The 26,914-nt window shown below is 58.7% G+C and carries 26 protein-coding genes and 4 tRNA genes; 15 read left to right on the top strand and 15 right to left on the bottom strand.

Annotation, left to right across the window (positions count from 1 at the left end):
- Positions 1-542 precede the first annotated feature (542 nt).
- Both AC07OG_RS17795 and AC07OG_RS17790 read left to right on the top strand, forming a co-directional pair.
- A complete protein-coding gene (locus AC07OG_RS17795) occupies positions 543-1,328 on the top strand; it encodes a sulfite exporter TauE/SafE family protein (protein ID WP_060541972.1) in 786 nt (261 codons plus the stop codon).
- A 141-nt stretch (positions 1,329-1,469) separates the two neighbouring features.
- On the top strand, positions 1,470-2,021 hold the full coding sequence (locus AC07OG_RS17790; protein WP_495067628.1) for a DUF4174 domain-containing protein: 552 nt from the start codon (positions 1,470-1,472) through the stop codon (positions 2,019-2,021).
- 57 nt (positions 2,022-2,078) lie between these two features.
- Here the strand turns inward: AC07OG_RS17790 and ampC are convergent, their stop codons facing one another.
- From ampC to AC07OG_RS17760, 6 genes are all read right to left on the bottom strand, one after another.
- A complete protein-coding gene (ampC, locus tag AC07OG_RS17785; protein ID WP_495067627.1) occupies positions 2,079-3,236 on the bottom strand; it encodes a class C beta-lactamase in 1,158 nt (385 codons plus the stop codon).
- A 65-nt stretch (positions 3,237-3,301) separates the two neighbouring features.
- A complete protein-coding gene (locus tag AC07OG_RS17780) occupies positions 3,302-3,664 on the bottom strand; it encodes a hypothetical protein (RefSeq protein WP_156465508.1) in 363 nt (120 codons plus the stop codon).
- Between the two features lie 130 nt (positions 3,665-3,794).
- Positions 3,795-4,664, bottom strand: coding sequence for a winged helix-turn-helix domain-containing protein (locus AC07OG_RS17775; RefSeq protein WP_495067626.1), 870 nt, complete (start codon positions 4,662-4,664; stop codon positions 3,795-3,797).
- A gap of 180 nt (positions 4,665-4,844) precedes the next feature.
- Complete coding sequence (locus AC07OG_RS17770) at positions 4,845-6,248, bottom strand: GGDEF domain-containing protein (RefSeq protein ID WP_495067625.1); 1,404 nt, start codon at positions 6,246-6,248, stop codon at positions 4,845-4,847.
- A gap of 62 nt (positions 6,249-6,310) precedes the next feature.
- The gene (locus AC07OG_RS17765) at positions 6,311-7,435 is read right to left on the bottom strand and encodes a response regulator (protein WP_495067624.1); all 1,125 of its coding nucleotides are present in this window, start codon (positions 7,433-7,435) and stop codon (positions 6,311-6,313) included.
- A 182-nt stretch (positions 7,436-7,617) separates the two neighbouring features.
- On the bottom strand, positions 7,618-11,403 hold the full coding sequence (locus AC07OG_RS17760; RefSeq protein WP_495067623.1) for a response regulator: 3,786 nt from the start codon (positions 11,401-11,403) through the stop codon (positions 7,618-7,620).
- 298 nt (positions 11,404-11,701) lie between these two features.
- On the opposite strand from AC07OG_RS17760, the gene AC07OG_RS17755 reads away from it, so the two are divergent.
- Positions 11,702-12,763, top strand: a complete 1,062-nt coding sequence (locus AC07OG_RS17755) for an AI-2E family transporter (RefSeq protein ID WP_495067622.1) — start codon at positions 11,702-11,704, stop codon at positions 12,761-12,763.
- Here the strand turns inward: AC07OG_RS17755 and AC07OG_RS17750 are convergent.
- The 3 genes from AC07OG_RS17750 to AC07OG_RS17740 all read right to left on the bottom strand — a co-directional run bounded on the left by AC07OG_RS17750 (position 12,760) and on the right by AC07OG_RS17740 (position 14,679).
- Complete coding sequence (locus AC07OG_RS17750; RefSeq protein WP_060541982.1) at positions 12,760-12,951, bottom strand: hypothetical protein; 192 nt, start codon at positions 12,949-12,951, stop codon at positions 12,760-12,762. The two genes, AC07OG_RS17755 and AC07OG_RS17750, sit on opposite strands and share 4 nt — an antisense overlap.
- Before the next feature lie 115 nt (positions 12,952-13,066).
- Complete coding sequence (locus AC07OG_RS17745; RefSeq protein ID WP_495067621.1) at positions 13,067-13,261, bottom strand: hypothetical protein; 195 nt, start codon at positions 13,259-13,261, stop codon at positions 13,067-13,069.
- Positions 13,262-14,301: 1,040 nt separating this feature from the next.
- Positions 14,302-14,679, bottom strand: coding sequence for a hypothetical protein (locus AC07OG_RS17740; protein WP_060543407.1), 378 nt, complete (start codon positions 14,677-14,679; stop codon positions 14,302-14,304).
- Between the two features lie 244 nt (positions 14,680-14,923).
- On the opposite strand from AC07OG_RS17740, the gene AC07OG_RS17735 reads away from it, so the two are divergent.
- Positions 14,924-15,742, top strand: a complete 819-nt coding sequence (locus AC07OG_RS17735) for a shikimate 5-dehydrogenase (protein ID WP_495067620.1) — start codon at positions 14,924-14,926, stop codon at positions 15,740-15,742.
- A 442-nt stretch (positions 15,743-16,184) separates the two neighbouring features.
- On the opposite strand, the gene AC07OG_RS17730 is transcribed toward AC07OG_RS17735, so the two are convergent.
- A complete protein-coding gene (locus AC07OG_RS17730) occupies positions 16,185-16,832 on the bottom strand; it encodes a YceH family protein (protein WP_060543410.1) in 648 nt (215 codons plus the stop codon).
- Positions 16,833-16,970: 138 nt separating this feature from the next.
- On the opposite strand from AC07OG_RS17730, the gene AC07OG_RS17725 reads away from it, so the two are divergent.
- On the top strand, positions 16,971-17,480 hold the full coding sequence (locus AC07OG_RS17725; RefSeq protein ID WP_060543411.1) for a DUF1993 domain-containing protein: 510 nt from the start codon (positions 16,971-16,973) through the stop codon (positions 17,478-17,480).
- 114 nt (positions 17,481-17,594) lie between these two features.
- Here the strand turns inward: AC07OG_RS17725 and sstT are convergent, their stop codons facing one another.
- Complete coding sequence (sstT, locus tag AC07OG_RS17720; protein ID WP_495067619.1) at positions 17,595-18,827, bottom strand: serine/threonine transporter SstT; 1,233 nt, start codon at positions 18,825-18,827, stop codon at positions 17,595-17,597.
- 309 nt (positions 18,828-19,136) lie between these two features.
- Between sstT and AC07OG_RS17715 the strand changes: the two genes are divergently transcribed.
- Positions 19,137-20,294 carry an MFS transporter gene (locus AC07OG_RS17715; protein ID WP_495067618.1) on the top strand — a complete coding sequence of 386 codons (1,158 nt, stop codon included), beginning with the start codon at positions 19,137-19,139 and terminating at the stop codon, positions 20,292-20,294.
- Between the two features lie 3 nt (positions 20,295-20,297).
- Here the strand turns inward: AC07OG_RS17715 and nhaR are convergent, their stop codons facing one another.
- Positions 20,298-21,197, bottom strand: coding sequence for a transcriptional activator NhaR (nhaR, locus tag AC07OG_RS17710; protein WP_495067617.1), 900 nt, complete (start codon positions 21,195-21,197; stop codon positions 20,298-20,300).
- A gap of 167 nt (positions 21,198-21,364) precedes the next feature.
- Here nhaR and AC07OG_RS17705 point away from each other — a divergent pair, with 167 nt between their 5' ends.
- Together AC07OG_RS17705 and AC07OG_RS17700 are read left to right on the top strand one after the other, a co-directional pair.
- On the top strand, positions 21,365-21,607 hold the full coding sequence (locus AC07OG_RS17705; RefSeq protein ID WP_060543415.1) for a hypothetical protein: 243 nt from the start codon (positions 21,365-21,367) through the stop codon (positions 21,605-21,607).
- Positions 21,608-21,632: 25 nt separating this feature from the next.
- The gene (locus AC07OG_RS17700; protein ID WP_060543416.1) at positions 21,633-22,379 is read left to right on the top strand and encodes a TerC family protein; all 747 of its coding nucleotides are present in this window, start codon (positions 21,633-21,635) and stop codon (positions 22,377-22,379) included.
- 75 nt (positions 22,380-22,454) lie between these two features.
- Here AC07OG_RS17700 and AC07OG_RS17695 read toward each other — a convergent pair whose 3' ends face one another.
- On the bottom strand, positions 22,455-22,628 hold the full coding sequence (locus AC07OG_RS17695) for a hypothetical protein (RefSeq protein ID WP_177336996.1): 174 nt from the start codon (positions 22,626-22,628) through the stop codon (positions 22,455-22,457).
- Between the two features lie 234 nt (positions 22,629-22,862).
- Between AC07OG_RS17695 and AC07OG_RS17690 the strand changes: the two genes are divergently transcribed.
- The 3 genes from AC07OG_RS17690 to AC07OG_RS17680 all read left to right on the top strand — a co-directional run bounded on the left by AC07OG_RS17690 (position 22,863) and on the right by AC07OG_RS17680 (position 24,078).
- Positions 22,863-23,534, top strand: coding sequence for a C39 family peptidase (locus tag AC07OG_RS17690; RefSeq protein WP_236707822.1), 672 nt, complete (start codon positions 22,863-22,865; stop codon positions 23,532-23,534).
- A gap of 93 nt (positions 23,535-23,627) precedes the next feature.
- Positions 23,628-23,834, top strand: a complete 207-nt coding sequence (locus AC07OG_RS17685) for a DUF6021 family protein (protein ID WP_060543417.1) — start codon at positions 23,628-23,630, stop codon at positions 23,832-23,834.
- 28 nt (positions 23,835-23,862) lie between these two features.
- The gene (locus AC07OG_RS17680) at positions 23,863-24,078 is read left to right on the top strand and encodes a hypothetical protein (protein ID WP_495067616.1); all 216 of its coding nucleotides are present in this window, start codon (positions 23,863-23,865) and stop codon (positions 24,076-24,078) included.
- Between the two features lie 55 nt (positions 24,079-24,133).
- On the opposite strand, the gene pbpG is transcribed toward AC07OG_RS17680, so the two are convergent.
- Both pbpG and folD read right to left on the bottom strand, forming a co-directional pair.
- Positions 24,134-25,072, bottom strand: coding sequence for a D-alanyl-D-alanine endopeptidase (pbpG, locus tag AC07OG_RS17675; RefSeq protein ID WP_495067615.1), 939 nt, complete (start codon positions 25,070-25,072; stop codon positions 24,134-24,136).
- 236 nt (positions 25,073-25,308) lie between these two features.
- Positions 25,309-26,163 (bottom strand): bifunctional methylenetetrahydrofolate dehydrogenase/methenyltetrahydrofolate cyclohydrolase FolD, encoded by an 855-nt coding sequence (folD, locus tag AC07OG_RS17670; protein ID WP_060543420.1) that lies wholly within the window; start codon positions 26,161-26,163, stop codon positions 25,309-25,311.
- Between the two features lie 274 nt (positions 26,164-26,437).
- Here folD and AC07OG_RS17665 point away from each other — a divergent pair.
- The 4 genes from AC07OG_RS17665 to AC07OG_RS17650 all read left to right on the top strand — a co-directional run bounded on the left by AC07OG_RS17665 (position 26,438) and on the right by AC07OG_RS17650 (position 26,914).
- Positions 26,438-26,514 (top strand) — tRNA-Arg (locus tag AC07OG_RS17665).
- A 32-nt stretch (positions 26,515-26,546) separates the two neighbouring features.
- A tRNA-His gene (locus tag AC07OG_RS17660) sits at positions 26,547-26,622 on the top strand.
- A gap of 57 nt (positions 26,623-26,679) precedes the next feature.
- Positions 26,680-26,764, top strand: a tRNA-Leu gene (locus tag AC07OG_RS17655).
- A 78-nt stretch (positions 26,765-26,842) separates the two neighbouring features.
- A tRNA-His gene (locus AC07OG_RS17650) sits at positions 26,843-26,914 on the top strand.

Genomic DNA, 26,914 nt, shown 5'->3' with positions numbered 1-26,914 from the left:
CTGTCAGGCCGCCTCGCTTTGGCTTTAGATTTGGGCGCCCCGTTAAACCACGATGGCCGAACGCAGGCATTGCGCAGAGGGGAAACCGGCAGGACGCCGGTTTAGCCGCGCTGGGCCAGGGATGGCCCATCGCGGCGACCCACGGAGCAATGCTGGAGAGAGGGCATGCCGAGCCACAGCGAGGCACCGAGTGGTGGGGCAAGAGCCTTTTGGTTACTTTTGGGCTCTTCCAAAAGTGACTCGCTGTAAGAGCGAAACCATAAGTGGCCGTTACCGCAGCAATGGATATCCCCCCAATCCAGTTTTTAACAACCCCATGCTTAAGTGAACAGCATTGCCTGTGGGAGCGGGCTTGCTCGCGAAGGCGGTATGTCAGTCGAAAGTTGTATTGGATGACACACCGCTTTGGCGAGCAAGCCCGCTCCCACAAAGAGGGCGGCTGTGTTTGGGGAATAAAGATAGATCGTATCGATATAACTGGTTATAAGAAAAATCGCTATGCTGCGGGCCGGATTTCCCCTGCGATCTATGTGGACGTATCAATGGATTTAGTGAACATCGGGTTAGTCGTTGCCGGGTTGGTGGTGGGTTTTATCGTCGGCATGACTGGCGTCGGTGGCGGGTCATTGATGACCCCGATCCTGCTGTGGTTCGGCATCAATCCCGCAACGGCCGTCGGCACCGATCTGCTGTACGCGGCCATCACCAAATCCAGTGGCGTGCTGGTTCACAGGAAGAACAACAATATCGACTGGGCCATTACCGGTTGGCTGACGCTGGGCAGTGTGCCGGCAGTGGCGCTGACGTTGTGGTTCCTCAGTAGTTTGCACAGCTCGCCCGATGCGATGAATGCGATCATCAAACAGGCCCTGGGCTTCGTTTTGTTCGCCACGGCGCTGGCCATTCTGTTCAAGAAACGCCTGCTCGATTTCGCTCACAAACGCGCCGGTGGCAACTACAACCCCAGTGGCACGCGTCTGAATGTCCTGACAGTCATCACGGGCCTGGTCCTTGGCACCATGGTCGCGCTGACGTCCATTGGCGCCGGCGCCTTGGGCACCGTGGCGTTGTTCATTCTCTATCCGCTGCTGCCGACCCGTCGTCTTGTGGGGACGGAAATAGCACACGCCGTACCCCTGACCCTGGTTGCAGGCCTGGGTCATGCAAGCATGGGCAACATGGACTGGCACGTGCTCGGTTACCTGCTGATCGGCTCGTTGCCGGGAATCTACCTGGGCAGCCACTTGACCGGGCGCATCTCCGATGAGCTGTTGCGTCCGTGCCTGGCGACCATGCTGGTATTGATCGGTTACAAATTGGCGTTCTGATTCAGCCCTGGCCCAGCCTGTTGCGCAATGACCGCCCTGACCTAAGCTTGGGGCAAGACGCAGCACAAATTGCGGTATGTCACCTGGAACAATCGCCGCGATGCGCAATCATTAGAGCGTGGATATCAAAAGGAGATGCGCATGCTCATCAGGTCACTGACCCTGGCTACTTTACTGGCGTTTACCGGCACCTTGTTCGCCGCCGATGGCGATTCACCACTGGATATCGAAAAGGGCAGGAACCGCTCCCTGATTGTCATCGCACCCAGCACGGTGGATCCGACCTGGGTCAGCCTTAAAAAGGCATTGGAGGAGCCTGCGAACAAGCAGGGATTCTCCGAACGCAAGCTGGTGCTGTATTCGGTGATCAACACGATGGGCCAGCGTGACGGTAAAGACCTCGACCCGCAGACGACGATGGCACTGATCCGTGCCCTGAAGCTGGGAGCAGGTGCGCAGACCAAAGTCATTCTGGTGGGCAAGGATGGCGAGAAGAAACTGGATCATTCCGGCGCAATCGAACTGACGGAAATTTTCAGCACTGTCGATCAGTTACCGGCGGCGGAAAAAGAAGCCGTGCCGCCACCGGTGGTGACACCGCCCGCCGAGGCCGAACCGGCCAAGGGTACCAAGGGCGCAAAAAACGGCAAAGCGGCCAAGACCGCCAAGCCGCCGCAAATGCCGGATGATTGATCCGACATGGAATTTTGCTGGTGGGAAAGGCGCTGGCGGATCTGGTCTTGAAAAAGATCAGTCGCCCAGCGCAGTCAACAGGGTGTGAGCAATCCTGATCCGCTCTGCAATGGGATAGTTCTTGTTGGCCAGGATCACGATACCAATGTCCCTGGACGGCACGAATGCGACGTAAGCCCCGAATCCACCCGTCGATCCGGTTTTGTTGATCAGCACATTGTCCGCTTGCGCTTGTGGCGGGTTCAGCCACTGAACCTTGTGCGCCTCCATGGCCATCTGCGTCGAGTTGCCAGCCAATAACCGATCCAGTGTTACCGGATAGTGATACAGCTCCCAACCCAGTCCCTGAGTCATGTCACCGACGGTGTAATAACCGCTGTGGGTCAGTTCGATGGCTCGCTGCATGGGTATTTTCAGGCTCGCCGGATGCATGTTTGCTTCGACATAGCGAATCAAGTCCGCCGCACTGGTTTTGATCCCGTAAGCCTCGGCATCCAGTGCCCCCGGCCCGACTCGTACCGGTTTGTCATCCTTGTTGTAGCCTTGGGCGTAGAGCGCCATCTGCGCCTGCGGCACCTTGAGGAAAGTGTGCTGCAAACCGAGTTTGGGCAGCAGGGTGTTTTCCATCAGCGCATCAAACGGTTGCCCCATGCTTTGCGCGGCAAGATAACCGAACAGGCCGAGGCTGGGGTTTGAGTATTGGCGATGGCTGCCGGCGGGGTAGAGCGGCTTCCACTTTTTGTAGTATTCGAACATCTTGTCCGGCGCATCGGCATCCTGGGGGAATTGCAGCGGCAGGCCACCGGCGCTGTAGGTGCCCAGTTGCAACACACTGATGTTGTCGAATGCACTGCCGCGCAAGGCCGGTAGTACCTGGCTGGCTTTATCGGACAACGACAGCTTGCCGCTGGCCTGGGCGTAGGCGGCGAGGGTGGCGGTGAACGTTTTGCTGACCGAGCCGATCTCGAACAGGGTGTCTGGCGTGACAGGCTTGCCGGTTTCCCGGGAGGCCACTCCATAATTGAAATAATGCGCTTTGCCGTGCAGGGTGACAGCCACCGCCATCCCGGCTATGCCATGGTCGCGCATGACCGGGCGTACCGCGTCGTTCACCAGGGTCTCTATCGGTTGCTCGGCGAAACACTGGGTTGCCCCAATCAGCGCGATGCCAGCCGCCAGGCGAGTGATTGTGGAGAGTCTGATTTTGCCCGTCATTGGCTTTGCTCCATGATTTCAGAGGAGCCAAATCTAGACAATTTACTGATGATCGACAAACGACGTCATCGCTTACTGCACAGAACAAACATGTCGTTACCATCATCGAACAGGTAACGGGTCGCGGACAACGGCCGCATCCAGTAACTCAGGCTACCGTCCGAGCGGAAAATGAACATGCCCAGTGTGCCCGACAATTCAGGCGCCGTACTGTCCGCTTCGCCTCTGGCGCTACTCTCGACATTGAGCTGCAAGCGGTGCCCCTGTTGTTGCACGCGAAAGGCACTGTTGCGACGGATAGTGCCGAGTTCAGCCCCTGAGTCGGCATCGATCAGTTGCGCCACCAGGCGCATATGACTGACGCCGGTGGGCCTCAGGTCCAGTCGATAGCGTGTGGTCATCCACGCAGGACGCTGTTGCGACGACACCTGGTGAGCCCCTTCTCCGTTGCACCAAAGGTCCGGGCCGGAGGCTTGCCTTCCAACGAGGTGTGCCAGTCCCACTCCCAATAGACCAGCCAGCACGAAGGCCAGGCACCAGGCTGCATTTTCCGCGCGTCTAGTCATGTTGTTGTACCCCAATGCAGCGACTGCTGGACGCTTCCATCTCACCGTCGCAGAGAATCTGATCTGCACCACGACGGGACGGCAACAGGTACAAATGCAGATGTTGCGTCGCAACACCAAGCAGCCCCGCCAGTTTTCGACTGTGCCGGACCATCGGTTCCAGCTCTGCAGCCTCCAGCGGCGGCACCTCTTGAGCTGGCAGATGCACCTGCACATCATCAATGGTGACGGGAGCGTTGAACGTTGGCAGCACCACTGCTTGCGAAGGTGCCAGCCAGATTTTGCCTAGCATGAAGGCACCGATTGCCCACAGGGGTAACGCCAGCCACAGATACCATCGCCTTGGACGCGCTGTCGCAAGCACCGGATGCTGCGTTGGCGCAGGTTGCTCCGAAGCTGGAATGTTGATGAGTGATGGATGCCCGACTTCTTCGTCTTGGGCCTCAGCCATGGGCAATACAGTAAGCGCTTCAGGGAGGGGTACTTCACTGCCGGCGCCAGCCGCCGTTTTTTGCGCTGTGGTCAACTCATCGACCCGCACGCCATCGGCGAGCTTGTAACCTATACGAGGCAAGGTCTGGATGAACTCCCGATCCGGTTGCAGTTTCTCAAGCGCCACGCGCAACTGCCGGACAACCTGGGCCAGGCTGTTGTCGGTCACTTCCAGGCCGTATTGCCCCCATGCCCCGGCCATCAGTTCACGCTTGCGCACCACAGCGCCCTCGGACCTGAGAATCATGGCCAGGCATCGGCTGGCAATTGCCCCCAGGCGCAAAGGCTCCTCATCCGTGGCGTCCACGCGAAACAACAGGAAGTTACTCTCGTCGAACACCAAGTGTTCATCAATCAGCAGTTGGCCCATGGCACCCTTTCGTATGTGGCAGGAAGGCAGGTCGGGTGTGTGTCGCCGACCTCTAGAGTTAAGCGTCCATTCCCAGCTTTAGCCAACATATCGGTTGATCGGGTGTGCAAATCGCTGCTGCAGGGTGGTGATCATTGAAGCAGTCCGGGGTACGAGCACCATCGAGGCTCGCGTTCAGGCTTACGCAACCTGCGCAGAATCGGCCAGGGGCTCGCTGATATAGCGGTCACGGCCTTGCTGCTTGGCTTGATAAAGCAGTTTGTCGGCGCGCACAAGCAAGTTCTGAAGGCTATCCCCGTAACCATGCCAGGCGCTTACACCTATGCTGCAGGTGATGCCGAAGCACTTGCCGTTATAGTCCACCGTCGAGTTGCGCAGCACTTGCAGCAGACGCCGGGCCATCTGTTGCGCGCCGCTCAGGTCGGTGTCGGGCAACACCACGAGAAATTCCTCACCGCCGATGCGGGCGACCAGATCCGGTTGCCGCACCGTTTCACGGAGCAACTGCGCGAAAAACTTCAGCACTTGGTCTCCGCCGTCGTGGCCGTAGGTATCGTTGACCTGTTTGAAGTGGTCGATGTCCATCATCAATACACACAACGGCCCGGGCTTGCGCGTGGCGCGTGCCAATTCGGTTTCAGCCAGCGCCATCGCCGCCCGCCGGTTGTACAGACCGGTGAGAAAGTCGTGGGAGGCTTCGCGATGTTGCACCACAATGGCATCGATCAGGTGCGCCACCAGCCAGTTGATCAGCAGCAGACAGACAACTATTCCGGCCGCCAGCAACAACCATTGGCCGTTCAGAATGAGGAACTGCGAGAGGAAATTCGGCGCCAGCGGTCCACTGTAGATGCGCATTTGCAGTTCTCGGTGCAGATTCGCATATTGCCGCGAGAAGCGCTCTTCGCCTTGCACCTGGTCCGGCAGCGAGGTCGGCCAGCCAGTGCCGGTGGCAGGTAAATAGATTGCTTTGCCGGCGTTGAAACGAATGTCGAAGTACAAGGTTGGCCCCATACCCTGGTTCAACGCAACATGCACGACAAGCCCTTCGGAAACCGCCGATCCCAACGCCAGAGGCTGCAGCAGCGGAGGTGGGTCCAAGCGGGTCTGCGTTTCCTGTATCACTGCGTAACGCTTATCGCAGGTATAGCCCAGGAGTTGTCCGCTGGTCATGTGCAAACTGCCCCCGCTGACTTTCATGCGTGGCGCGTGCGGCTTGGGTAAAGGTGCTAGTTGGTGAATCGGTACTCGCAAAGTGTGTTGTGACAGCCCGTCGACATCCGCCGCCTGGGTCTTATTGAATCGCTGCTGCCCGGCAATGAACTCGTCTGACAGGCATCCCTGCGGAGGCGGATTTGCCAGCAGCAGTGATTGTTGCAACTTGTGGGTCTGCAGATTGCTCAGCAGGTCGGAGTAACCCCTGGCGCTTCGTTGAGACAACAGTGCCTGCTGGCTGTCCAGCAGCATGATTTGTTGGCGTTGATAGCGATCGACCACGGCAACCACGGTAAGTATCGATAGAACGGCCACTGTTATCCAGCAAATACGCTTGATCACCTGCGCGTGCTTGACGACCCAACTCATGATCTTTACTCCGGTCTGATTGCTAACACCGCTGTCTTGACTCTGCCGTAACTCACCCGCCGTTAGCCGGCCTTGTCCTCAAGGGGCTCCTCGTCAGTGGTGTCGGCATAGCGTTCGGCAATCTGCTCAAACTGTTTTTCCAGGGTGATGAAGGCTGCTACCACCTCCGGATCAAAATGTTGCCCGGCCCCGTCGCGGATGATCGCCGCTGCGGTCTGGTGGCTCATTTGCGATTTGTAGACCCGTCGACTGATGACCGCGTCGTAGACATCGGCGACCGCCATCAGGCGGGCGCTGACGGGAATGGCATCACCGGCAAGGCCACTGGGGTAGCCGCTGCCGTCCCATTTTTCGTGGTGGCACAGGGCGATCTCCTTGGCGATTCGCAGAAAAGGCACTTGCGCGCCCAACAGCTCCTCGGCATGGACCAGGGCCTGATAACCCAACCGGGCGTGGCTCTTCATGATCTCGTATTCGGCTGGCTCGAAGCGCCCCGGCTTGAGCAGGATATGGTCGGCAATCCCGACCTTACCGATATCGTGCAGTGGTGCCGACTTGAACATCAGTTCAATGCTCTCGTCATCAAGATGTGCACTGAATCGCGGGTGATCGCGCAGTTCTTCCGCCAGTATCCGCACGTAATGCTGCGTGCGGCGCAGGTGGTTGCCGGTCTCGTTGTCCCGAGTCTCGGCCAGCGAGGCGAGGGCCAGGATGGTCACGTCATGGGTGGCTTGCAGCTCCCGGGTTCGCGCCATCACTTGCTCATCGAGATAGGCATTGTGCGAACGCAACAGGTCCGTTGTCGCCTTCAGGCGCAACTGTGTCTGCACCCGCGCCAGCAGGATAGGCGGGTTGATCGGTTTGAACAGGTAGTCGGTGGCGCCGAGCTCGAAACCCAGGCACTCATCTTCGTGGTGATTCCTGGCGCTTAGAAACAGGACCGGTACTTCACGTGTGTTCGGATCAGCCTTGAGTCTACGACAGACTTCATGGCCATCCATGTCGGGCATCATCACATCCAGCAGGATCAGATCAGGGATCGTGCGTTGTACGATCTGCAGGGCCTGGGCACCGCTGATGGCGATCTTGACGTGATAAAGCTCACTTAGCATCTCACTGATCAGCCGCAGGTTGGCCGGCATATCGTCGACCACCAGCACGGTGGGTGTATGGATCGAACTGTTCAACTGGACTTCCTCGTGACGAGGTCACAGATATGTCAGTAAAGCAGCGGGGGCAATAGCTGCTGCGTGAACGCGACGCAAAGATCAACGGACATCGCTTCTGCCAACTGACTGCAGTAACGCATGCCCTCCATGAATCTGCTCTGAAATGGGCTGGAGCCTGATGGCCGGGTTGTGAAAAACGCTTAAAACTTCTGAACAGCGATACTTTCACTGTTTATCGCACCCGTTCCACAGGCCAGCAGGGCCTCGTTGAGACAAACCTGCGCCTGCTCGAAATCGAAACGCTGCACAGCGCTTTCCAGGGGCTGGTAGTTCTTTGCGAACGCGTCCCGCAGCAAGGCGGCATGGGAGGAAAAACAGGGCACGGCCTGCGCATCGAAATCGCCCAGCAACTTGTCGAGTTGTCGGCAGATGCGTTGCAACTCGACAAAATCCACGACGATCGGTGCAGTCTCCACTTCACCGGGAAGTTTCTCCTGCAGTTGCTCCAGCACAGCCATCAAGGGTTCAGACAACGCCTGAAGACAGGTTTGCAGCTCTTCCTGCGGACTCTTTGCGCGCAGTGACTGCTCCAGTTGATTGGCCGCTTGCGCGACGGCATCAGCACCGATGGTCGCTGACGCGCCTTTGCAGCTATGGGCCAACAGTTCGGCTCTGTCCCGTTCGCCCGCCGCAAGGGCCGCGCCCAGTTGTTTGAGCAACTCGCTCTGGTCTGTCAGGTAGCTGCGCAGCAAGTCCGTATACAGGTTATGCCGACCCATTGTCCGGCGCAGTCCGGCGTCCATGTCTACACCTTTAAGTTCCAGGCACGCATGCGCGCGGTGCACCTGTGTTGGAACATCCACCTCCAGGGCGAGCTTGTCTCGGGCCTGTGGCCCGGTTTGCCAGCGCCGCAACACCGCATAGAGCGTCTGCGGCTCGAAGGGCTTGCTGATAAAGTCATTCATGCCCGCGGCCAGACAGGCGTCATGATCATCTTTGCCGGCATTGGCGGTCATCGCGATGACGGGCAGTGTGCCGAGCCCGGGCAGCTGACGCAGCAGGCGGGTGGCGGCCAGGCCATCGAGCACCGGCATCTGCATATCCATGAACACCAGGTCATAGCGCTCGCCGGCCAACAGGTTCAACGCCTGACTGCCATCAGCCGCGATATCTACCTGACAACCTGCCGCCTGCAGGATTTCGGCGGCCACCTGCTGGTTCAATTTGTTGTCCTCGACCAGCAAAACACGAGTCCCCTCGGTCACTCGCCAATCTTTGAGAGGGTCTGCGGCATACGAGCCTTCAATGAACGTGTCGCCGGCCAGCAGCAGGCGAACCTCAAACCAGAAGGTGCTTCCTTCACCCGGCACGCTCTGCACACCCACTTGGCCATCCATCAGTTCGGCCAGTTGTCTGGCGATTGCCAGCCCGAGCCCCGTGCCGCCAAAGCGCCTTGTGGTGGAGGTATCAGCCTGCACAAAGCTCTGGAATATGTGTGGCAATTGCTCGGCACAGAGCCCTATGCCGCTGTCGGTGACACTGAAGCAAAGCAAGGCGTCACCCGGGCCGGCCTGACGCAGGCTGACCTGGACCCGGATCTGCCCACGTTCGGTGAATTTAACCGCATTACTGAGGTAGTTCAGCAGTATTTGCCGCAAACGCAGCGGATCGCCACACAGCCGTTCCGGCACATCTGCGTCGACATGCAGCCGCATATCCAGGCCTTTATCGGCAATACGCGGACGTACCTGGTCCAGCGCTTCTTCCAGCAACCGGGCCAGGCTGAAATCGCGGGCCTCCAGTTGCAGCTTTCCGGCCTCGGCCTTGGAGAAATCCAGAATGTCGTTAATGACACCGAGCAAATGCCGGCTGGAGCTTTGTACCTTGTTCAGGTAGTCGCGCTGGCGTTCGCTCAACTGCGTTTTCAGGGTCAGGTAGGTCATGCCGATGATGGCGTTCATCGGCGTGCGGATCTCGTGGCTCATGTTGGCGAGGAATTCGGCTTTGGTCCGAGCGCTTTCCTCGGCCAGCTGCCGAGCCTGCTGCATCTCTTGGGCCGCCGCTTGCTGGGCGGAAATATCTTCGATGATCCAGATCGAGCCACGGGACAGGTCGCCGGGGCTGATGGCCCTTGCACTCATGCTTGCCCAGAAACGACTGGAGTCCCTGCGGCAAAGTTGCAAACGCTGCTGAAAGATGTCGCCACGGTTCAACGTCTCGCGCACCTGCGCCTCGAACGATATCATCATCTGTGCCGGCATGACGTGCTCCAGCCAGATCAGCGGGGAGCGCTGAAGCTGTTCGCCAACGGCGTAGCCGAGCAGTTCGTCCAGCCGCGAGTTGGCCTGGGCGATGAGCATGCCTCGCACCAGCGCAATGCCATAGGGCGCCGAGTTAACGATGGCCTCCTGCTGTTCGTGTGCTTCACGCAGCCTGCGCTCTTCAGCTTTGCGCTGGCTGAGATCGCGAAACGCAACGCACAGACATTGCCCTCGATTCTGTCGCGCCGGCAGCAGACACAGGCGCAATTCGGCCGGGAACTCGCTACCGTCAGCGCGACGGGCAATCAGCTCGAGCGTGCCGAGCTTCTTTTTCTGCCGCACCCGTTCGAGCAGGTGTTCAATGACTTCAAACTGGCTGTCCGGTACCAGTGCCCGGTAGCTCAAGCCAAGCAGGCTGCCGGGGGCATAACCAAAGGTCGCTTCGCTCTGCTGGTTAGCCAGGATCACTCCTTGTTCGTCGAACACCAGCAGCGCTTTGGGGGCAAACTCGACGATGCTGCGATACCAGCTCTCGGTGGTTTCCAGGGACTGCTGGCGTTGTTGCAGTTTCACCGCCTGGGATTCCAGTTGCCGGGCCTGCAGGTGAGCCTGTTGCAACAATTGCTGATTGTGAATGCGTTGATCCAGCAAGCTCAGGAGCGTACCGAGTCGGTTGGGCAAGCTGTCGAGAAACTTCAGCTGGGCGGGATCCGGGCGGTTGGCGAAGTCGATTTCAAGGCTGGCCAGCTGCTGGCCTTCCTGCAGCAGTGGCAGACTGTAGTGCACTTGGCCCGTACGCGCCCCAGAGGGTTCTGCGTCGAACAGCAACGTCGTCCGGCAACCCAGGCATTCACCCAGTTTGTGCTGCAGCGTCGCCGCAAAGGCCTCCCGACTGGTGCATAACTGCAACGCTTGCATCAGCTCGCCGAGGAGTTCTTTTACCCAGTGCTGTCGGCGCAGTTCTTCATTGACGTCCACATAGGCATCGATTGCTTCGGCCAGGGTCACGACTTCGGCGAGCCCCTTTCGCTGCTCCGGCCGCCCAGGATCTTCACCGGCGTGCAGCCGGCGCATGCGTTCGGCAAGACTCAGAAGGGGGGTCACCAACTGCCGACGCAGGATGACCAGAAACGCCAGCAGACCCGCCCCCAGGGTAATCAACTGCATGAGGACATTGATTTGGCTGGCCCACTGCGCTTTTTTGCGAGCCGCAACGAAGTCACTATTGAAACGCAGGGTAATTGAGCTGGTCAGTTGATCCAACGCGACAGCAAAACCCCACTCGGAATTGACGTAAGTGGTGCTGGCAAGCAATGACGGCCCCCTCGTGCCGTGAAAGCTCTGTTTCATTGCCATGCGTTCCATGCTCGTCTGCCTGGTATCCATGGTCTCGACCAAATCCAGCAGTTTTTGCTCTGAGTCGTTCAGGCCAATCGCGCGCAAATCCAGAGTGATGCCGTGGAATGTCCGGCCTTTCTGCCATTTTTCGTTGTATTGGCTCAGAAACAATTCATCGCCGGTGCCTACATAAAGACGGGCGAGGTGCGTCATTTCACGGTTGAGGGTGGCCATCCGCGAGACGCCAACGATCGTCTGGTGACGTCGATCCGTGGCTTGCGCAGCCTGCTCACCAAAGTATTCATCCAGCGCCAGGGTCATCAGGCAGGCAACCAAGGCCATGCCAAACCCCACTGAAATGAGTTTGCTCAGACGTACCAGGCTCATGGGCTCTCCCGCGACAATCGCCCCGAACACTTATCGGCAGCTTGAATGTGCAGTAAACCGCCGCGCCAAGGCCCGTGCTGTGAAAAACATCCTGTCCAGGCAATTCGACTCGATGAAAAACCCTGAAAAAATATGTGGTGCGTCCTGTATGCGGCGCCTGCGGTGGCGGGGGCGTCATAGGCCGGTGTTGATCTGAATCTATGCTTGAAGAACAAACGGATGGCACTCGCGCGAACCGTGGCGGACTAAGCATCAGGGCGTTGCGTTTTACGTCCGGGTGTACTGACATGGATCGGATATGAGTAAAGAGACGCTACAAGACAAATCATTGATGGTATTGCTGACACTGGTGAGCGTTGCATTTGTCTGGATTCTGCTGCCGTTCTACGGCGCGGTGTTCTGGGCGGTCATTCTCGGCATTCTCTTTGCGCCCTTGCAGCATCGGTTGCAGCTGAAATTCGGCTGGGAGCGCAACCTGACGTCGCTGTGCACCCTGAGCATATGTCTGGTGATCGCGATCCTGCCGGTGATTACCATCAGCACCTTGCTGGTGCAGGAAGGCGCGGCGCTGTACAAGCGCATCGAGAGCGGCGAGCTGGACATTGCCGGCTATGTGGCGCAGTTCAAGCACAGTCTGCCGGCATACTTCCAGAATTTGCTCGACCGGTTCGGCATAGGTGAGCTGAATGGGTTGCGGGAGAAAATCGTCAAAAGCGCGATGACCGGCGGGCAGGTCCTGGCCACCAAGGCGTTCAGTTTTGGCCAGGGTACGTTCGAGTTCATCGTCAGCTTTTTCATCATGCTCTACATGCTGTTCTTCTTCCTGCGCGATGGCCCGGAGCTCGCGCGCAAGGTGCGTGCCGCCGTACCACTGGAAGATCAGCAGAAACGACGTCTACAGCTCAAGTTCAATCGGGTGGTGCGGGCCACGGTGAAGGGCAACCTGCTCGTCGCTGTCACGCAGGGCGCACTGGGTGGGTTGATTTTCTGGTTTCTCGACATCCCCAGCGTGTTGCTTTGGGCGGTACTAATGGCGTTCCTGTCGTTGCTGCCAGCGGTGGGTGCGGGGATCGTCTGGGCACCCGTGGCGGCGTTTTTCCTGCTGAGCGGGGCGATCTGGCAAGGGGTGGTGCTGACCTTGTTCGGGATCTTCGTGATTGGCCTCGTGGATAACCTGCTGCGCCCGATCCTGGTGGGCAAGGACACCAAGATGCCCGACTACATGATTTTGATCTCGACCTTGGGTGGCCTGGCGGTTTTCGGTCTCAACGGCTTTGTCATCGGCCCATTGATTGCGGCCCTGTTCATGTCGAGCTGGGCCATTTTCATCGAAACCAAACCGCGGGTGCAGTTGCCTTAAGCACTGAGTTTGCCGGACTGGCCTGTGCCAATGCGTTGCGACAGTGCCCGGGCGGCGGGCAGCGAGGTCAGCGGACCACTGATTGGCTCGCCATCCTGAACCAGGTACCAGCAGGCGAGCATGCCCAGGTTTCTGAGTTGTGCGGGAACCGCGCTACCGATAACGGACATGATCTGGACTTGAGACATCATAGGTACCTCCATCAATCTGTGGAGTTACCTTAAGGCCCCGGCGCTCTCACCGAAAATCAACGTTTTCAATAGTGGTCATTGACGCCAGTGAGGGTAAAAGACCGGCTGTCGATCAGTTGACGACCTGATCGAGCATTTGCACCACTTCCTGCTCGTTGAGCAGGCCTTTGCGCACCAGGTTTTGCGTCAGCAGCGAAAGAAATTTGGCGCTGCGATGGCCTTCCAGGTGCTTGAGTTCGGTCAGGGCGTCGTAGACCTTGCTGGAGGTGCACAGGCCGGCGTTGCGGTGCGGGTTTTGGGTTGGCATGGGGTCGTCCTTGTTTTTATTGACCTGTTATCGACGGACAGATCCGAGCTTGCGGATCTTTTGTGACATTAATATGACCGTTTGTGACGCGGGCCAAAAGAGTGATCAATTATTCTTGCCAACCAGCACCCCGGGCATTGTCCCGATAGCGACCTTGACGAGATGGATCCAGACTTCCGGCGACGAACGGGAATAAAAGCCCCGCTCTCAACACGTAATGCTGTTCACTTTAGGTTGGAGGGCTCCAGGTGGATATTTGGATTAGGTGTATATCCATTCCTGCGGTAACGGCCACCTATGGTTTCGCTCTTACAGCGAGTCACTTGGAAAAGCCCCAAGTAACCAAGGGCTCTTGCCCCTGACGTTCGGTACCTCGCCTAGGCTCGGCATGCCCTCGCTCCGGTCCTGCTCCGTGGGCCCGCCGCGATGGGCCATCCTTGGCCCTGCGCGGCTAACCCGGCATCCATGCCGGGTTGCCCACTGCGCAGAACCTCCACTCGGCCTCTCGAGGGGGCAAGAAAATCAAAAGCCAAAGCCAAAGCCAAAGCCAAAGCCAAAGCCAAAGCCAAAGCGAGGCGGCCTGACAGCCGACCTGATTAAGGGACCTGTCTACGATCCAATTGTGGGAGCAAGCTCGCTCCTACAGGGGAACGTGCTCACTAGAATTCAGGTCGGCTGTCAGGCCGCCTCGCTTTGGCTTTAGATTTGGGCGCCCCGTTAAACCACGATGGCCGAACGCAGGCATTGCGCAGAGGGGAAACCGGCAGGACGCCGGTTTAGCCGCGCTGGGCCAGGGATGGCCCATCGCGGCGACCCACGGAGCAATGCTGGAGAGAGGGCATGCCGAGCCACAGCGAGGCACCGAGTGGTGGGGCAAGAGCCTTTTGGTTACTTTTGGGCTCTTCCAAAAGTGACTCGCTGTAAGAGCGAAACCCTAGGTGGCCGTTACCGCAGCAATGGATATCCCCCCAATCCAGTTTTTAACAACCCCATGCTTAAGTGAACAGCATTACGCTCTCAATACGGGGCTTGATGATGCGTTACCAGCGACCGTAATGGGCGCGATAGTAACCACGGGGCGGGCCGTAATAACCTCTGGGTGGTCCGTAATAACCACGGGGTGGCCCGTAATATATTGGCGGCGGAGCGTAGTAGACCGGTTGTTGCACGTAGACCGGTGCCGGCTGGTAATAAACCGGTGGGGGAGGCTGGTAGTAGACCTGTGGCGGTGGGGCGTAGACCGGCTGCGGCGCCACATAGACCGGCCGGTTGGCGTTGATCAGGGCTGAGCCAACGATGGCAGTACCGACGATCGCTCCGAACACCGCCGCATCATTACCGCCGCCATGGGCTTGCGCCTGTCCTGCGACGGCGAGTGCGCCGATCAGCAAGGCTACTGTGGGGATTCGACTGATCATGATGGTTCCTCGATCTGCGACCCGGCGCTTGTGTCTGCAACAGACCCAAGGAATGTCGCGGGGATACTACTAAGACAGCTTTTTTTCGAAATTCAGCACAGCCATTGGGTAAATTTTGTGTAAGGTCTGGACCGACTTTCTGACCGGTGTGTGCCGGTTCGCACAGGCAGGTCAATATCATCGAACAGAACTCGATGGGCTGGCTAATCCCGTCCATCCGAAAGTGCTTTTGAAGGAGCTTTGCATGCAGATGAACCCCAACAAAGACACCCAGCTGTGCATGTCCCTGTCGGCACGCCCCGGGAACTTTGGCCTGCGTTTCCACAATCATCTGTATGAGCAGTTGGGCCTGAACTTCTATTACAAAGCGTTCGCCAGCCACGACCTGCCGGGTGCTGTCGCCGGTATCCGCGCCCTGCGTATTCGTGGCTGCGGCGTGTCGATGCCGTTCAAGGAAGCCAGCATCGCCCTGGTCGATGAGCTGGATGCCTCGGCTGCGGCGATTCAGTCGATCAACACCATCGTCAATACCGATGGCCATCTCAAGGCCTACAACACTGACTACATCGCCGTTGCGCAGTTGCTGCAAACCCATGAAGTACCCAAGGATTCGACCTTTGCCCTGCGCGGCAGTGGTGGCATGGCCAAGGCGGTGGCCAGTGCCTTGCGTGATGGCGGCTACAGCAATGGTCTGATCGTGGCCCGTAACGAGGGTGCCGGGCGGGCGCTTGCAGACTCGTTGGGGTATCGGTGGCAAGCCGAGTTGGGTGAGCAGCGTCCGCAGATGCTGATCAACGTGACCCCGGTAGGCATGGACGGCGGACCGGAAGCCGGCCAGTTGGCATTCGAGGCTGACGTAATCGCACATGCCGAGACTGTCTTTGATGTGGTGGCGATCCCCTCGGAAACACCGCTGATCGTGCAGGCTCGCGCCGCAGGCAAGCGGATGATCACCGGGCTGGAAGTGATCGCGATCCAGGCGCTTGAGCAGTTTGTGCTCTACACCGGCGTGCGGCCGACAGACGAACAGTTCCAAAAAGCCGTGGCGTTTGCCCGTGGTTGAGGGCTTGGCGGCTTATTGAGCGTGCCGACGCCATCGCGGGCTAGCCCGCTCCCACAAGTTCCGGGCTGGATTGCACATCTGTGATCCAGCCAAGTCAGCTGTGGGAGGACTCTATGGCGGTTACACTCCTCCCATTCTGTAGGAGCGAGCATGCTCGCGATGGTCGTCAACGCTGACGCGGGAAGCCTGACACCCCCCGGCGCTCTCAGGTTTTTCGCGAGCATGCTCGCTCCTACAAGGGATCTGTGGCGGCCACAGGCCTCGCATTCGCAGAAGATCAAACTGTAGGAGCGAGCATGCTCGCGATGGTCGTGAACGCTGACGCGGGAAGCCTGACACCCCCCGGTGTTCTCAGGTTTTTCGCGAGCATGCTCGCTCTTACAAGCTGGCTTGCCAGCGATGGCGCCGGTACAACCAGCACCAATGCCTCGGCCAGGTCGCTTTATTCAAGCCGCGACAGACGCTCCTCGAGCGCCGCAATCCGCGCCTCAAGCTCTTCGATCCGTTCAACCGAAACACCGCTGCCACCGCCTCGTTCTACCGGGTTCTGCCGCGCTGCAAGAATCGCCTCGATATCCGCCGGATCGCCCAGTGCGTGCATGTAGCGGTCTTCACGCTGACCGGCCTGACGCGGGATCAACAGCGCCAGACCACGAGCGATCAAGCGCTCCAGCTGATGCACAACCTGTTCAGTGTCTTCGAACTCATGCATGCGACCACTGCGTGTGAGCAGTTCGTTGACCGTCTGCGGGCCGCGCAGGAACAACAGCCCCGTCAGAATCACCTGTGCCGGCACCAGTTCCAGTGCCTTGTCGACCTTGTGTTCCCAGCGATCGGCGCGGCTACCCATCACCAGCCGGGTGAAACCTCGGCCTTCGAGGGCGCGCAGGCTCTGGCCGACCTGGCCCTGGGTCAGGTTCATCACTGGTTCGCGACTGGTTTTCTGGTTGCAGGCGATCACCAGGGCATTGAGGGTCAGCGGATAGGTTTCCGGACTGGTGGCCTGCTTCTCGATCAACGAGCCGAGAATGCGGATTTCCGTGCTGTTGAGCCGCGGCTCGTCGAAGGTCTGTTCTTGTTCTGTGCTCATCGCGCTTTCCCTATGCCGTTCAAGCATGCCGTCGAAGCCGCCTAGCCTAATCCTTGCTGGATAAAAGACAAGCCGCAGGAGGGGCGGGCATGGCTATAATCGGTCCACGTTTCCCACCTGCCACTTCACGAGACTGCCATGACCATTTCCCTGTACGACGCTTCCGTCCCTGTTTTCAAGCAAATGCTGAACGCCCTCAGTGACGTGCTGAAAAAAGCCGAAGCCCACGCCACCGCCAAGAACATCGACCCGAACGCTTTCCTGCAGGCTCGCCTATACCCGGACATGTTCCCGCTGGTGCGTCAGGTGCAGATCGCCGTTGATTTCGCCAAGGGTGTTTCTGCGCGCCTGGCCGAAGTCGAGCTGCCAAAGTACGACGACACTGAAACCACCTTCGCCGAGCTGCAAGCGCTGATCGCGAAGGTCCTGGCCTTCATCGGCGAGTTCACGCCGGAGCAGATCAACGGCAAGGAAGGCATCGAAATCGTGACCCGTCCGGGTACCCCGAAAGAGAAGCGCTTCTCTGGCCAGTCCTACCTGCTGACCTATGGCCTGCCGCAGTTCTTCTTCCACGTCACCACCACTTACGCACTGCTGCGTCATAACGGTGTGGAAGTGGGCAAGCGCGATTACATGGGCGCGATCTAAACCGTCCAGACGCAAAAAAGCCCCCGCAGCCTGAGGTTGCGGGGGCTTTTTCATAATGGTCTTCTAAACGGCGGACCCTGTGGGAGCCTGCTCGCTCCCACAAAGGATTTTGGATCAGACCAGGCGTTCGGCTTTCTCTTCTTCACCCAGGCAAGCCGCCGCGGTGAACAGCACATCGGTGGACGAGTTCAACGCCGTCTCCGCCGAGTCCTGCAACACACCAATAATGAAACCAACCGCCACCACCTGCATGGCGATCTCGCTCGGAATGCCGAACAGGCTGCACGCCAGCGGTATCAGCAACAACGAACCACCCGCCACGCCCGACGCGCCGCAGGCGCAGATCGCCGCAACGACGCTCAGCAGAATGGCCGTCGGAATATCCACGGCAATGCCCAGAGTGTGCACGGCCGCGAGGGTCAGCACGGTGATGGTGATTGCAGCGCCAGCCATGTTGATGGTCGCGCCCAGCGGGATCGATACCGAGTAGGTGTCTTCGTGCAGGCCCAGACGCTTGCTCAACTCCAGGTTGACCGGAATGTTCGCGGCCGAACTGCGGGTGAAGAACGCGGTGATGCCACTCTCGCGCAGGCAGGTCAGCACCAGCGGATAAGGGTTGCGACGCAGCTTCCAGAACACGATGGCCGGGTTCATCACCAGCGCCACGAACAGCATGCAACCGAGCAGCACTGCCAGCAGGTGCGCGTAACCGATCAACGCGCCGAAGCCCGAGGTGGCCAGGGTCGAGGCCACCAGGCCGAAGATGCCCAGTGGGGCGAAGCGAATCACCAGGCGAACGATCAGGGTCACGCCGTTGGACAGATCACCCAGCACCTCACGGGTGGTGTCGCCGGCGTGGCGAATGGCAATGCCCATGCCGATTGCCCAGGCGAGGATGCCGATGAAGTTGGCGTTCATCAGTGCACTGACCGGGTTATCCACAACGCTCAACAGCAGGCTTTGCAGGACTTCGCCGATACCGCCCGGCGCTGTCACCGCGACGTCGTGGGTGGAAAGCGCCAGGCTCGACGGGAACATCATGCTGGCAACCACTGCTACCACGGCCGCAGCGAAGGTACCCAGCAGATACAGGAACAGGATCGGGCGGATATGGGTTTCCTGGCCGTGCTTGTGGTTGGCGATCGAGGCCATGACCAGCACAAATACGAGGATCGGCGCGACTGCTTTCAGGGCGCAGACGAAGACCTTGCCGATGAATGCACTGGATTTGGCTATCTCAGGCGCAAACAGGGCCAGGGCAATACCGGCGATCAGGCCGATAACGATTTGCGTGACCAGGCTGGTGCGTTTCAGGCGTTGCAATAGCGAGGAGGATGAAGCGCTCATAAAAACGGCATCTCTGATGTTTTTTTTAAAATGCAGGGTTTTCGCAGGTTTGCAGCACAAAAAGGGCAGGCCGCGGGCGGGAAACCGAGAGGTGGAATACAGGGTGTACGTTTTTCAGGGCGCGGATTTTATCACAGCGTAGGACCGATCCTTCAGGCCTGTGACGAAGTGCCGCTCAGGCATCAGCGCTTTTTGCAGGTTCGTGCAACCGCCTTTGCGGTCACTCTGTTAAGCTTCGCCATCCTCATTTTCATGTCTGCCAGTGGGCCTTCGGGCTATCACTGCTGTTGTTGTTTTCTGGAGTTTTGCATGCGGTTGTTGCCCATCCTTCTGTTGTCCGCCGCCGGTTTCACGGTGCTGACCACGGAATTCATCATTGTCGGCCTGTTGCCGGCCATCGCCCGGGACCTGGATGTCAGCATCCCGCAGGCCGGTCTGCTGGTGACCCTGTTTGCCTTCACCGTTGCCGCGTTCGGCCCGTTCCTCACCGCGTATTTCGCCCGTTTCGAGCGGCGCAAGCTGTTCATTTCGGTGCTGATCCTGTTCGGCCTGGCCAATACCCTGGCCGCGCTGGCGCCGAATATCTGGGTAATGGCGTTCGCCCGGTTGGTTCCTGCACTGGGGCTGCCAGTGTTCTGGGCGCTGGCCAGTGAAACGGCGGTGGACATTGTCGGGCCGGACTACGCCGGGCGCGCCATCGCCAAAATCGGCTTCGGCATCGTCTGTGCCACGGTGTTCGGCATTCCGGTGGGCACACTGATCTCCGATGCGTTCGGCTGGCGAAGCGCTTTCGGCCTGTTGGCACTCATCGCGTTTGCCAAGGCGTTACTGCTGTTTATCTACTTGCCGAAAACCAGCCTGCATCAGCATCAGGTCAGCTTCCTTTCGCAGTTCAAGATCCTGCGCAGTCCTTTGATGCAGGGACATGTATTGCTGTCGGTGGTGGTGTTCAGCGGCATGTTCACCGCTTACACCTACCTGGCTGACATCCTCGAGCGTCTGGCCGGCTTTAACGGTACCCTGGTCGGCTGGTGCCTGATGGGCTTCGGTGCGGTTGGGTTGATCGGCAACTCCCTGGGCGGGCGGGCGGTGGATCGCCATCCGCTGATGGCTTCGATGATGTTCTGTGCATTCATGATTGCCGGCCTGGTGACACTGGTGCCTAACATTCATTCGCCCCTCGGACTGGCCGCGGCCATGGGTATCTGGGGCGTGACCCAGGCCGCGTTGTTCCTGGTCAGCCATGTGCGCCTGATGAAAGCTGCGCCCGAGGCACCGGCGTTTGCCGCTTCGCTGAACATTGCCGGGGCCAACCTCGGCATTGGCCTGGGCGCGATGATCGGCGGTCGGGTGATCGACAGCGTCGGCCTGCAAGGACTGGGCTTCGCCGCGGCCGGATTCATCCTGGCCTCGATTCTGCTGGCAATGGCGCTGATGACCTTCAAACCCCGTGAGGTCTGCGCCTAGGCGTCACATTGCGGTAAACAGTTCGCGTCGGGCACCTTCGGTAATGGCGACAATACCCGGGTGCTTGACCTTGCGCTCCACCGAAATGGCGTAGAACGACTCGCTCACCGCGTCGGTCTGGCCGATCACCTCGACGCCACACTGGCGTTTCACTTCATCGGCAATCACGCTCGGCCCGATGAAGATTCCGCTGCCGGACTGCCCGAAGGCCTGCATCAACGCGCTGTCGTCGAACTCGCCGACGATCTGCGGCTGGATCTGCTGATCGGCGAACCAGCGCTGCAAGCGGTTGCGCACCACGGTTTCCGGGCCGGGAATCAGTAAGGGCGCGCCGTGCAGATTGCGCGGGAAATCCTCGCCGTAGCGTGCTGCCAGTTGCGCGGTGGCAAAGAAACTGATCCCGCATTCGCCGAGTTTCTGGCTGTAGCCTTTGATATCCAGGTGGGACGGCATCGGGCTGTCGGAAATCACCAGGTCCAGGCGCTGGATTGCCAGGTCGGCGAGCAAACGCTCCAGTTTGTCTTCGCGGCAGGTGATGCGCAGCGGCTCGCTCAGCTCCATGGTCGGCGCGATCAGGCGATAGACGATGGACTTGGGCACCACGTCGGCCACGCCGACACGGAACAGAATCTGCTGTTCATTGGGTTGAGCCCGCAACATCAGCTCCAGCTCGCCACCCAGTTGAAACATTTGCTCGGCGTAGGGCAGGGTCTGGCGCCCGGCTTCCGTCAGTTCAAGCTGCCGGCCGACCCGGCGAAACAGCTCGATGCCATAGGTCTGCTCCAGCAGCGAAATCTGCCCGCTGATGGTTTGCGGGGTCAGGTTCAGTTGCTCGCAGGCGCGGACAATGCTGCCGGTTTTGGCCACGACCCAGAAATAGTGCAACTGCCGGTAATTCAACATACATATCCCCGCGTTTTAAAAGCCCAGCATGTCATTTGAAAAGTGTTCGTAAAAACCGAAGTATACTCGGTAAAAATACGAATTTTCCTGAAGTATCACTCCCCCTAGAATGCTTCGCTATCAACGGGCCATCGGTTGGGCCTGTTCGTTCTATCGAGGAAAGCATCATGAAGCTTAAAACCACGGCGCTGTTGTTTACGTCTTTACTGCTACTGGCCGGTTGCGACCAGGCCGAGAAAAGCGCTCAACAGTTGATGGGCAAGGCTGCCGAAAGCGCCAAACAGGCGATCGACGACACCCACAAGGCCGCCGAACAAGCGCTCAGCGATGCCACTGGCGGCTTGATCACCAAGAAAGAGCCAGCGGAAAAAGATGCGCAACAAGCTGAATCCACATCCCAGGAAATCTAAACGTTTAACGAGTCAGGACTGACCCATGGAATACCTTTTAGAACTTGCTGCAAGCCCTACTGCCTGGGTCGCCCTGGCCACCCTGGTAGTGATGGAGATCGTCCTCGGGATCGATAACCTGATCTTTATCTCGATCCTGACCAACAAACTGCCCCTGCAGAATCGGCAGAAGGCACGGCGCATCGGTATCGGCATGGCGCTGATCCTGCGTTTGGGCCTGCTTAGCACCATCGCTTTCATTGTTCAGTTGACTGCGCCGGTGATCGAAATTCTCGGCCACGCGTTTTCCTGGAAGGACATGATCCTGATCGCCGGTGGCCTGTTCCTGTTGTGGAAGGCGACCACTGAAATCCATCACAGCATGGACCCGGCACCGGAAGATCCGAAATCGGCTACTTCGACCGTGACCCTGGGTTTTGCCGCAGCGATCGGGCAGATCCTGCTGCTGGACATGGTGTTCTCCATCGACAGCATCATCACCGCTGTCGGCATGACCGAGCACTTGCCTATCATGATCATCGCGGTGGTGGTGTCGGTACTGGTGATGTTGCTGGCGGCTGATCCCCTGGCCAAGTTCATCAACGAAAACCCGACGGTGGTGATGCTGGCCCTGGGCTTTTTGATCATGATCGGCATGACCCTGATTGCCGAAGGCTTCGGCGCCCATGTACCGAAAGGTTATGTGTATGCGGCGATGACATTCTCGGCGGCGATCGAAGTGTTGAACATGATGCGCAGAAACAGGCAGAAGCGGCTTACCGCCCAGGCTTGATCTTCACCGAACAGAAACGGCCGCCTGAACTCCATGGAGTGCAGGCGGCCGTTTTGGTTTACAGGGGAGTTTTGCTCAGTGGGCGTTGGCATGTCGGGCGGACGACTCTTCGGTTTTCACCAGAGGCGCCGGTTGAGCAGGGGGATGATGGTGGTGCCGACGGGCAATGCGCAGCACGCCCCACAACATGGCGGCGGCCACGGCCAACCAGCCGCAAACCAACATTGCAATGATCATCACCAGGCTCATCAGTGCCTCCTCTTTGCCCCGCGGCAGCGTACTCTTCGCTTATCGCTCTCTTCAGATGACAGTCTAGTCCTTGCTGTATTTCAGGCTATTGACCGAAGGTCGACTGTGATCAACCAGTTCGCTCTATCGAATTCACTTAACTGGTGCTTGAGGCTATACCGCCGGGGCGTGGCACCCTATGATCGCGGTCAAGCCGGGCCTGTGTTTGCCTGGAACCTGAACAAGGGAGTGATGATGGCAAGGGTGTTTTCACGAGTTGTTTCCACGGCACTGATTGCCGGCTGCATCGCGAGCCTCGCCGGGTGCGCCGGCAGTGTTGCGCCCGAGATCAAGCGTCTGCCGGAGCGTGTCGAGCTCAGTGGTCGGTTCTACCGTGGCGAGGCCTATCAAAGCGGGCCGCAGGTGCTGGCCAGCCTGTTGTCCCAGCAAGGGATCGTGATCACGCCAGGTCTGCTCGACAAACCCCTGCATTTGCCGGGAGGTGAAGCGCAGTTGCAACAGAACATGCAAAACCTTGCCCGCGAGTACGGCATGGTTGTCTATCCCCTCGACAGCACACTGCCGGCCCTGCTGACCCAGGTGGCGGCAGGGTATCCGGTGATGGTTCGTTTCACCGAGGGCTCGGCGCTGTGGGCTGAACCGCGTTATGCCATTCTCTCCGGTTACAACCGCCAGAAACAGACTGTCCTGCTGCGCGCCGGGATGAATCGCCACGAGCTGATGAGCTTCAGCGCCTTCGAGTCGTCGTTCAAAGATGCAGGAGGCTGGGCGGTGTTGATCCAGAACCCGACACAGATTCCGGCTCAGGTCGATCAGCAGCGCTGGCTGAAGGCTGCGCAGGATCTGGCTCAGGCCGGGCAGGAACAGGCGGCCGCCAAAGCGAAAAAGGCGCTCGCTGCCCGTTGACTCCGTTCGTCACCCACCGGGCACCGCTGGTAGTTTTCAGCCTCTTATCTGTACGGGCCCGAAATTTTTCGGGCCGTGATTCAGGAGGCGCCCATGGCTCATTCCAATACGCCCGACGGCCCGCACTCATCCGAGCATTCCTCCGGTGATGACCTGGGGTTTGATCCCGACTCTCCGGACGTCAGCGACCCTCAGGTCGATCCCACGGGGCCGGCCAAGGCGCCCCGGGACGTGAAGCCGGACGACAATTCCAAGGCGCCCGCCAAGCCTTACGATCCGCTGGGTGATCTCAAACCTTAGGTTCAAACCAGGTTCAATGGAGGTGTGCATGTCTACCGATTCGAGTTTCGACGACAAACGTCCGGAAACCGTCCCCACCACGCCGGAACAGGACGTGAACCCGGTGATGAATCCGGACAGTCCGATGCGCGATCCGCTGGCGCGTCCTGTTGTAGCACCAACCGAACGGCCCAACGGTCGGCACGATCCGAGCGCCGGCGATGGCATCCCCGACGACGATCAGATGCCGTTGCCCAATGACTGAGTGAAATGAAAAAGCCCCGAATGTTCGGGGCTTTTTGTTTACTGGAATAGCGGTTTTACTTCGACGCCTCAATAACGCCGGTTTGGCGTTGCTTGAGATTCTTGTCCGACTTGTACTGCAAAGCCACCGAAGGCACATCCGCGCTGCGACCACTTTCGACCCAGTTTCGAATGCGTGTGGCGTCGGCAAAGTGCGTGTACTTGCCATAGGCATCGAGAATGACCAGGGCAACCGGGCGATTAGCCATGTGGGTGACCAGTACCAGGCAATGACCGGCCGGATTGGTAAAGCCGGTCTTGGTCAGTTCGATGTTCCAGTCCGGCTTGCGGACCAAATGGTCGGTATTGCGAAAACCCAGGCTGTAGTTGGGGTTGCGAAACGACACGGTTTTTTCCTTGGTGGTACTGAGCTCGGTCAGCATCGGGTGCTTATGAGCGGCGACCAGCAGTTTGCTCAGGTCGCGGGCGGTGGACACGTTGCGTGGCGACAGGCCGGTCGGCTCGACAAAGTGGGTGCTGGTCATGCCCAGTGCCCTGGCTTTGGCGTTCATCGCGGCAATGAACGCCGCGTAACCACCCGGGTAGTGGTGAGCCAGGCTCGCGGCGGCACGGTTTTCCGAAGACATCAGCGCAATCAGCAGCATTTCCCGGCGCGGCATCTCACTGTTGAGCTTGACCCGCGAATACACGCCTTTCATTTCCGGGGTGTCGCGGATGTTAATGCTGATGTATTCATCCATGTTCTGGCGGGCTTCAACCACCACCAGGCCAGTCATCAGCTTGCTGACGGACGCGATCGGTACCACAACGTCCGGATTGTTGGCGTAAATGACTTTGTTGGTCTGCATATCCATCAGCAGCGTACTGCCGGAGGCGAGCTTGAGTCGTGTCGTATCTCGAGGCGCGGCTGTGGTTTCGCCAGCGTTGGCGGTCGGCGCGATTAAAGTCCCTGCGACTGCAAAAAATAGGCTCAGGATAGAAAGACGAATTTTCACGCTGGCAGACTCATAAAGTGTTGATAAGCCGTTTGTAACGGGCTATTTCGTAAAAAGCGCGACATTCTGGAGTATGGCTGAATAACTGTCGATGGTTGTTCAAGCAGCAGGCGAAAGTCCTGTAAAACATGAAAAAAAAGTCATTTTCCGGCGGATGGTCGCGCTTTTGTTGCAGACAAAAAGAACCCCGCCATTGGCGGGGTTCCTTGAACCGCTGGTTATCGACGCGCCGGGACTCAGCTGTGCAGGGTTTCCGCTGCGTACAGCGTGTTTTCCAGCAGGCAGGCGCGGGTCATCGGGCCGACACCGCCTGGTACCGGTGTGATCCAGCCAGCGCGGGGCAGGGCGGTTTCGTAAATCACGTCACCAACCAGCTTGCCGTCTTCCTGGCGGTTGATGCCAACGTCGATCACGATCGCGCCTTCCTTGATCCATTCACCCTTGACCAGGCCCGGTTTACCGGCGGCGACCACCACCAGATCGGCACGGCCGACGTGACCGGCCAGATCCTTGGTGAAGCGGTGAGTGACGGTCACGGTGCATCCGGCCAGCAACAGTTCCATGGCCATCGGGCGGCCAACAATGTTGGAAGCCCCGACCACCACGGCATTCATGCCGTACAGATCGGCACCGGTGCTTTCCAGCAGGGTCATGATGCCTTTGGGGGTGCATGGACGCAGAAGGGGAATGCGCTGGGCCAGGCGACCGACGTTATAAGGATGGAAACCGTCGACGTCCTTGTCTGGACGAATGCGCTCCAGCAGTTTCGACGCGTCCAGGTGTTCAGGCAGCGGAAGTTGAAGCAGGACGCCGTCGATTGCCGGGTCGTCGTTCAGGCGATCAATCAGATCGGTGAGCGCTTGCTGAGTGGTTTCGGAAGGCAGGTCATAGGCTTGGGAAAGAAAGCCGACCTCTTCACAGTCTTTACGCTTGTGCGAGACATAAACCTGAGAGGCGGGATCGCTGCCGACCAGGATCACCGCAAGGCCAGGCGTGCGCAGGCCCTGCTGGCGACGCTCGTTGACCCGTTGGGCGATCTGCTGGCGCAGGCTGGCGGCGATCGATTTGCCGTCGATTAGTTGTGCAGTCATTGCGCGTGATTAACCATCGAGAGGGGAAAAAAAGAGAACGCATTCTCGCATGTCATGCGGTGAGGGCAAAGGCGCTTGGTCTGCAAATTCCCCTAAGCCCTTTAATTAAATGAATTTTTTTTAAAAAAGGTTTGACGGCCTTTGGGGGGCTCTATACTATTCGTCGCACTTGTCGGGCACAGCCTAGCACTGGTTGAGAAGGTTGAGCGGAATCAAGGTTCTGCAAAACTGAAAAGCACTTAGTTTGTAGTCCTTCAAGGGTACAGCTAACAAGGCGCCCGTAGCTCAGCTGGATAGAGCATCCGCCTTCTAAGCGGATGGTCGCAGGTTCGAGTCCTGCCGGGTGCGCCATTAGGCAGCATTGGCACAAGTAGCGCGATATGGTGGGCGTAGCTCAGTTGGTAGAGCACGGGATTGTGACTCCCGTTGTCGTGGGTTCGATCCCCATCGTCCACCCCATATTTCGAAAGGCGCCAGATTAACAGTCTGGCGCCTTTGCTTTAAAAGCTTCACTCCGCGGATGTGGTGGAATTGGTAGACACACTGGATTTAGGTTCCAGCGCCGCGAGGCGTAAGAGTTCGAGTCTCTTCATCCGCACCAAATAAAGCTTCATTCATGTCGAGCGACAGGATTGGGGTTCAACAGAGAAGTTGTTTGGCTTCTTTGTCACGCAATATGGTGGGCGTAGCTCAGTTGGTAGAGCACGGGATTGTGACTCCCGTTGTCGTGGGTTCGATCCCCATCGTCCAC

Source organism: Pseudomonas sp. GW821-FHT09H03 (genome assembly GCF_059415945.1).
This window is presented reverse-complemented; position numbering and strand designations above follow the sequence as displayed.

Excerpts from the sequence above, each read along its gene's own strand:
- AC07OG_RS17795 (WP_060541972.1), top strand. The coding sequence starts at position 543 with ATGGATTTAGTGAACATCGGGTTAGTCGTTGCCGGGTTGGTGGTGGGT.
- AC07OG_RS17790 (WP_495067628.1), top strand. The coding sequence starts at position 1,470 with ATGCTCATCAGGTCACTGACCCTGGCTACTTTACTGGCGTTTACCGGC.
- ampC (WP_495067627.1), bottom strand. The coding sequence starts at position 3,236 with ATGACGGGCAAAATCAGACTCTCCACAATCACTCGCCTGGCGGCTGGC.
- AC07OG_RS17775 (WP_495067626.1), bottom strand. The coding sequence starts at position 4,664 with ATGGGCCAACTGCTGATTGATGAACACTTGGTGTTCGACGAGAGTAAC.
- AC07OG_RS17770 (WP_495067625.1), bottom strand. The coding sequence starts at position 6,248 with ATGAGTTGGGTCGTCAAGCACGCGCAGGTGATCAAGCGTATTTGCTGG.
- AC07OG_RS17760 (WP_495067623.1), bottom strand. The coding sequence starts at position 11,403 with ATGAGCCTGGTACGTCTGAGCAAACTCATTTCAGTGGGGTTTGGCATG.
- AC07OG_RS17755 (WP_495067622.1), top strand. The coding sequence starts at position 11,702 with ATGAGTAAAGAGACGCTACAAGACAAATCATTGATGGTATTGCTGACA.
- AC07OG_RS17750 (WP_060541982.1), bottom strand. The coding sequence starts at position 12,951 with ATGTCTCAAGTCCAGATCATGTCCGTTATCGGTAGCGCGGTTCCCGCA.
- AC07OG_RS17745 (WP_495067621.1), bottom strand. The coding sequence starts at position 13,261 with ATGCCAACCCAAAACCCGCACCGCAACGCCGGCCTGTGCACCTCCAGC.
- AC07OG_RS17740 (WP_060543407.1), bottom strand. The coding sequence starts at position 14,679 with ATGATCAGTCGAATCCCCACAGTAGCCTTGCTGATCGGCGCACTCGCC.
- AC07OG_RS17735 (WP_495067620.1), top strand. The coding sequence starts at position 14,924 with ATGCAGATGAACCCCAACAAAGACACCCAGCTGTGCATGTCCCTGTCG.
- AC07OG_RS17730 (WP_060543410.1), bottom strand. The coding sequence starts at position 16,832 with ATGAGCACAGAACAAGAACAGACCTTCGACGAGCCGCGGCTCAACAGC.
- AC07OG_RS17725 (WP_060543411.1), top strand. The coding sequence starts at position 16,971 with ATGACCATTTCCCTGTACGACGCTTCCGTCCCTGTTTTCAAGCAAATG.
- sstT (WP_495067619.1), bottom strand. The coding sequence starts at position 18,827 with ATGAGCGCTTCATCCTCCTCGCTATTGCAACGCCTGAAACGCACCAGC.
- AC07OG_RS17715 (WP_495067618.1), top strand. The coding sequence starts at position 19,137 with ATGCGGTTGTTGCCCATCCTTCTGTTGTCCGCCGCCGGTTTCACGGTG.
- nhaR (WP_495067617.1), bottom strand. The coding sequence starts at position 21,197 with ATGTTGAATTACCGGCAGTTGCACTATTTCTGGGTCGTGGCCAAAACC.
- AC07OG_RS17705 (WP_060543415.1), top strand. The coding sequence starts at position 21,365 with ATGAAGCTTAAAACCACGGCGCTGTTGTTTACGTCTTTACTGCTACTG.
- AC07OG_RS17700 (WP_060543416.1), top strand. The coding sequence starts at position 21,633 with ATGGAATACCTTTTAGAACTTGCTGCAAGCCCTACTGCCTGGGTCGCC.
- AC07OG_RS17695 (WP_177336996.1), bottom strand. The coding sequence starts at position 22,628 with ATGAGCCTGGTGATGATCATTGCAATGTTGGTTTGCGGCTGGTTGGCC.
- AC07OG_RS17690 (WP_236707822.1), top strand. The coding sequence starts at position 22,863 with ATGGCAAGGGTGTTTTCACGAGTTGTTTCCACGGCACTGATTGCCGGC.
- AC07OG_RS17685 (WP_060543417.1), top strand. The coding sequence starts at position 23,628 with ATGGCTCATTCCAATACGCCCGACGGCCCGCACTCATCCGAGCATTCC.
- AC07OG_RS17680 (WP_495067616.1), top strand. The coding sequence starts at position 23,863 with ATGTCTACCGATTCGAGTTTCGACGACAAACGTCCGGAAACCGTCCCC.
- folD (WP_060543420.1), bottom strand. The coding sequence starts at position 26,163 with ATGACTGCACAACTAATCGACGGCAAATCGATCGCCGCCAGCCTGCGC.